Here is a 5264-nt window from a genome sequence, read left to right on the forward strand (position 1 = left end):
GATGGAGCCTGTCCCGATAGTGCAAATCCGTGGAGCGTTTGAATGCCCGAAGCCGTACTCGGCTGAAAGCCTTTCGGGAATACCGCCAGTGAACCACCTCATTCAGAGCCGGTTCACCAGCGATTGTCTCTCCGTGAGTGCGGAAGGGGAGCGATCGACGACTTGCTTTGTCATCTCTCGCCCACGCCATCCATCACTGCCTTTAAAGCTTAGTTGCATTACGTCCGAACATTAAGGTCAGTCCGTTCCGTAGGTAGCCGGATCCAACTTGTCGTAAATTTCAGTTCGCGCCAGTTCAGCGAGGACATCGACATTTTGACGGTCGATGCCTTCCAGAAGCGCGTCCCATCGATCGATGGTTTGCTTGAAATCCGCCAGGATCGCGGCCGGGTTTTCAACGCCGCGATCTTCAGCAGTTGCTATCAGAGTGGCCTCGTCCTTCTTCACGAATTCAGCCAAAGCGTCCTGCAATGCCTGGTCCGGCTCATAAACGACCATGCCCTTTTCCTTTGCCGCACTCACCGCTTTTTCGACGTCAGCATCGAACTCAATGCGATGTTCTGCAAGGTAGTACGCCATCTGATCAAAAAGCACCTTCCGGTTTTCGGGTGAGATGCTTTTCCAGAAGTCAGCGTTATAAGCCCATTCGAACCCCGCATAGTAGTTTCCGACCGTAAGCGTGTTCATTGCGGTAACGACATCCTTCAGACTGAAGCTATCCAGGGCGTCGGCGGCAGCAACGGCGCAATCAAGCACCCCCACGTCAAGACCGGAGTACATTTCGCTGGAAGGTATCGAAACCGGCAATGCGCCAATATGCTCAGCGAAGCGAGACCAGGCGCCCCCCGGCATGCGCAATTTTTTTCCCTGAACATCCGCCAGGGTTTCGACCTTGGTGTTGCATTGCATGTGGTATTCAGACGTCGAATAACCTCCACCAAAGACGATCCCGTTTTTCTTCCATTCAGTAAGTGCGGCTGGATGGGTCAGGCCGAACTCGGTCGACGCAAAGGCCATCACCAATGGGTCGGTATTGTAGAAGGCCATGTTGCCGATGAGATTTGCAACGGGCAGCTCTGCAGGCGTGTAGGTTCCCGCATGATAGGAGACTTGCGCAATCCCATCCCTCAATCCTCCAAGCGAAGATGCCGGGGGAAGAAGCGAGCCGGCGGAAAAGACCTTGAAAGTCACCTCCCCATTCGTGTCCTCGGCGACCTTCTTTGCAAATTCCCCATATGGTCCGCGAACCATGGAGTGCCGCTCGGCAAAGAAGTGATTTGCGTTGTACTGGGCAGCGCTTGCCATTGTTCCCGTCAAGGACACTGCCAGGGCGGTCATAAGTGCTGATTTTTTCATAGTTACTCCTCCACTTGTTCGAAGCTGTTAACTACCGGCTCATCAGAGCGGGCAGGAAGAGGCACAGACCAGGAAGCGCGATGAGCAGTGCAAGCGTCACCACGTCCATTGCGATAAACCAGGCCGTTCCATTGATGATGTCGCGAAGCTTGACCTTGCCACCTAGAGCGCCATGCAAGACGTACAGGTTCAGGCCGACCGGTGGTGTGACCAAGCCGATTTCAAGCAGTTTGATGACGATGATGCCGAACCAGATCATATTGATATCGGCTCCTTCCAGGACCGGAAGGAGCACAGGTAGAGTGAGCAGCATCAGCCCGATGGAATCGATCACCATTCCAAGGACGATGTAGAGCACTGCAATCATCACTATGATGAGGATCGGATTCTCGGATATCCCGAGCATCGCCGTGGAGAGTGAGTCCGGGACACCGGACAAGCCCATGAAGCGCGTGAACATCACGGCCCCGATCGAAAGAAAGAAAATTGACGAGGTTGCAACGACGGTCTGCCGGATCGCCATTTTAACGGCGACGGCTGTGAGGCGCCGACTTGCGGCAGCGATGGTGATGGCGAGGAAAGCACCGACGGCTCCGGCTTCCGTCGGAGTGAAAAACCCGAAGAAAATTCCGCCGAGTACACCGACGATCAGCACCGGAAACGGCCAGACAGACAGCAATAGCGATTTCAGCTCACCAGCGCCCAATTCAACTTTGACAGCTGGTGCCAGGTCAGCATTTGCAACGCAGCGAATTGTGATCATACCTGCGTAAATCAATGCGGAGAGTATACCAGGGATGACGCCCGCGATAAAAAGCTGACCGATGGATTGTTCCGTGAAAATACCAAACAAAACCATCAGAATCGAAGGTGGTATCAGCGATCCGAGAGTTCCAGATGCAGCCACCACGCCAGTAGCAAGTGTTGGGTGATAGCCGGCACGAAGCATCTCGGGAACAGCTATCCTGGACATGGCCGCAGTTGTCGCAATGCTGGAACCGGAGGCGGCCGCAAACAAAGCGCATGCACCGACACTGGCGGAAGCGAGGCCACCTGGCACTTTTGCCAGCAAGAGCCGCAGAAGATCGAAAACTCCTGATGTCAGGCCTGTGTTGGCGGCGACAAAACCCATGAGGAGAAACATTGGGATCGCTGTTAGCGACCAATCCCCGATAAACGTAAAAGGCAAGGCGCTGATGATACCGAGGGCCGCAACAGTGTTGGTGAGCGTCCAAATTCCGCCCAGGGAAACGATCATCAAAGCGACGCCGATCGGCATACGGACAGCAAGAAGTGTGAAAAGGATCGCAACCCCACACCAACCGATAGAAAGGGATGTCATTCTGTGGCTCCCTCATGATGAACTGCGAGGACGCGCCGGCCGCGCAACAACATTGCCGCCCGCAATAGAGCCGCAATTGATGCCAACCCGAACCCGAGTGGCAAAAGGCATCTGGCAGGCCACACGACGACTTCACGGCTTCCCATGACCACTTCGCCAACGCGAAACGCACGTATCGCGTCGAGTCCGGTCCGCCAGGTCATGAGAGCGAGAACGCAGGCCGTTGCCAGAAAAGTTACAAGAAGGAGGGCCTTTTGAAGTATTGCTGGAAGTTGCCCGAACAGTAGATCGACAGAAATCTGTTCATCGTTAATTTCGACCAACGCCATTGGCAACATGACTACGGCAACCATGTAATAGTAAGAGGAAATCTCCACTGTTCCCTGGAACGGTGCGTTAAAAAGGTTTTTGAGCGCTACATCCAAAGTTACATGCATCATCATCAGCAGGAGCACTGCACCGCTGATCAGCGTCAAACCGTTCGCCAGCTTTTTGAACAACCTCTCCATTTCATCTCCCTGTGCCGACACTCTTGCTTGGTGTCTGTGGGAGACAATCTGGCGTTTGACGAAAGCGCACAAATACTGTTGCCTGATCGTGTGATCGCGAAACGTTATCGCCCTATCAGCAGGACTGGATACAATGCTTCAGAAGCCCTCTCGCCTGGGAATCAAACACCTTCGGTATGCACTTGCTGTTGCAGATGCTGGAGGATTTCGGGCAGCTTCGGATCTTCTCAACATCGCCCAGCCGGCCATTTCGAAAAGTGTGCAGGATACCGAGCAGGACCTGGGCATAACCATCTTTCAACGGCCGCCGAAACCGTTCGCGGTGACCGAGCCGGGTACCCAGTTCTTGGCTGACGCTCGCCAAGCAGTTGCTCTCTTTGAGCGCACGATCCGAGCGACCAGACGGAATAGTCTGGGCCGCCACGGGCATGTCATTATCGGCTATTCAGCGCTTGCTCCTTCTTCTGAAATCTCCGAAGGCCTTCAGCACTTTTCCAAAGTCTGCCCGGACGTCCAGGTGGAAATGCACGTCATGTCCACAGACGCAATTACATCCGCCTTGAAATCGGGAACAATTGATCTTGGCTTCGTGCTCTCGCATGCGAGCGTGGCCAAGACAAACCTCGATCACGCGACACTTTGGAGCTGTGAAATCGGATTTGTCGCTCCGATTGAAACGGACATTCCGGACTTCGAAACAGCGTGCAGCTTCCCGTTTGTCCTCGGTGTTCGAGAAAATTGGCGCTCGTTTCGCAATTTGATCGACGAGGCATGTGAATTAACCGGGTTTCACCCCCATGTGGTCGAAGAACCATGGGACGTTCAGGTCATTTTCCAGCGGGTCAGCCAAAAGCGAGGGCTAACGCTCTATCCATCCAGCATCCGTGAGAGTCTGCCGGCCTCTTTGAAACTGGTGACGTTCGACGAATTCGGCCCGCAGCTTGATGTCGCGATGGTTTGGGACGAGGCAGCTAACACGCAGTTGCTCCACAAACTGGTTGCCAGCTTCCGGTCCGGTACGAGCATCGAACAAAATCGCTGATCGCGAGTCTCTATCAACCGATAGGGCTTTGATATTTGCCTTCCGGGCGGTGGAGTTTCACTTGCAATGGGGTTTCAAGCTGAAAGGTACCCCATGTATTCCGATCCCCAGGCAGCACCGTTTTTTCTCCTCGGTTCAAATACCGGCGTGCTGCTGCTCCACGGCTTCACGAGCACTCCGCAAAGTGTCCGATACGTGGGCGAGAGTCTGCACGCTGCTTCCGGCGCAACTGTCCTGGCTCCGCTGCTGAAGGGACACGGGAGCTCACCCGAGGATCTTGGTCAAACATGTTTCAAGGATTGGCTTAGGTCGGCGGAACAGGCGTTGGAAGAGGTTAGCAAACACTGCAGAACTATCGTCGCCGCGGGCCTGTCTCTTGGTGGAACACTCGCATTAAACATAGCAATCCGCCATCCGGACAAAGTGCGTGCGGTCACAACGATCAATGGTTCAACTGGCCTTTATTCGGCCGAGCATGCCGCGAAATTTCTCGAGACAGATTCAAACATTTATTTTGACGGCATCGGTTCGGATATTCGAGACGAAACTGCTCGCGAGATCTGCTACGACCGAATACCGGCAAGGGCGATCAGAGAACGGTACTTCCTCACGCTTTCAACGGGGATGATGCTGCCACTCCTGAGACAACCGATCCTGATATTGCAGTCCAGGACCGATCACGTGGTCGATCCAAGAAATGCTGAACGTATTGCAATGGAATGTGGGTCGACAGACATACGCCTGCGGTGGCTTGAAAACTCATTTCACGTCGCGACACTCGACCACGACAAGGACCTTATCGTAAACGAACTCGCTGACTTGCTCGGCAGATGTGATGGTATCGAATGATCGAAGGGCAATACAAATTAGTGATCATTTGATCGTCAAGTTGAATTGGGCTTTTGCCTGAACGTCTGGCGTTCTTTGCTTCCAAATCAAATTGGGAGGAAAAATTGAAAACAATCATTCTTGCTCTTGCGATGAAGATCGCTCTCGCTGGCGGATGCCTCGCCAG

5 protein-coding genes are annotated in these 5264 nt (G+C 53.8%); 2 read left to right on the top strand and 3 right to left on the bottom strand.

All coding sequences use genetic code 11. The annotated features are described in order from the left end of the window. Nucleotides 1-237: 237 nt before the first annotated feature. From ACYQ6M_RS30280 to ACYQ6M_RS30290, 3 genes are read right to left on the bottom strand one after another with little or no spacing between them, the layout of a single operon-like run. Entirely contained in the window at nt 238-1356 is a 1119-nt protein-coding gene (locus ACYQ6M_RS30280) for a C4-dicarboxylate TRAP transporter substrate-binding protein (RefSeq protein WP_229006285.1), read from the bottom strand. Between the two features lie 31 nt (nt 1357-1387). After that, nucleotides 1388-2698, bottom strand: coding sequence for a TRAP transporter large permease (locus tag ACYQ6M_RS30285; RefSeq protein ID WP_229006284.1), 1311 nt, complete (start codon nt 2696-2698; stop codon nt 1388-1390). Continuing rightward, on the bottom strand, nt 2695-3207 hold the full coding sequence (locus ACYQ6M_RS30290; RefSeq protein WP_460077675.1) for a TRAP transporter small permease subunit: 513 nt from the start codon (nt 3205-3207) through the stop codon (nt 2695-2697). Before ACYQ6M_RS30290 ends, ACYQ6M_RS30285 begins: the two co-directional genes overlap by 4 nt. A gap of 133 nt (nt 3208-3340) precedes the next feature. On the opposite strand from ACYQ6M_RS30290, the gene ACYQ6M_RS30295 reads away from it, so the two are divergent. Both ACYQ6M_RS30295 and ACYQ6M_RS30300 read left to right on the top strand, forming a co-directional pair. Continuing rightward, on the top strand, nt 3341-4249 hold the full coding sequence (locus tag ACYQ6M_RS30295) for a LysR family transcriptional regulator (RefSeq protein WP_460077677.1): 909 nt from the start codon (nt 3341-3343) through the stop codon (nt 4247-4249). 93 nt (nt 4250-4342) lie between these two features. Continuing rightward, complete coding sequence (locus tag ACYQ6M_RS30300; protein ID WP_460077679.1) at nt 4343-5098, top strand: alpha/beta hydrolase; 756 nt, start codon at nt 4343-4345, stop codon at nt 5096-5098. The last annotated feature ends 166 nt before the right edge of the window (nt 5099-5264 follow it).

It is taken from the genome of Roseibium sp. ROS1 (assembly GCF_054658215.1).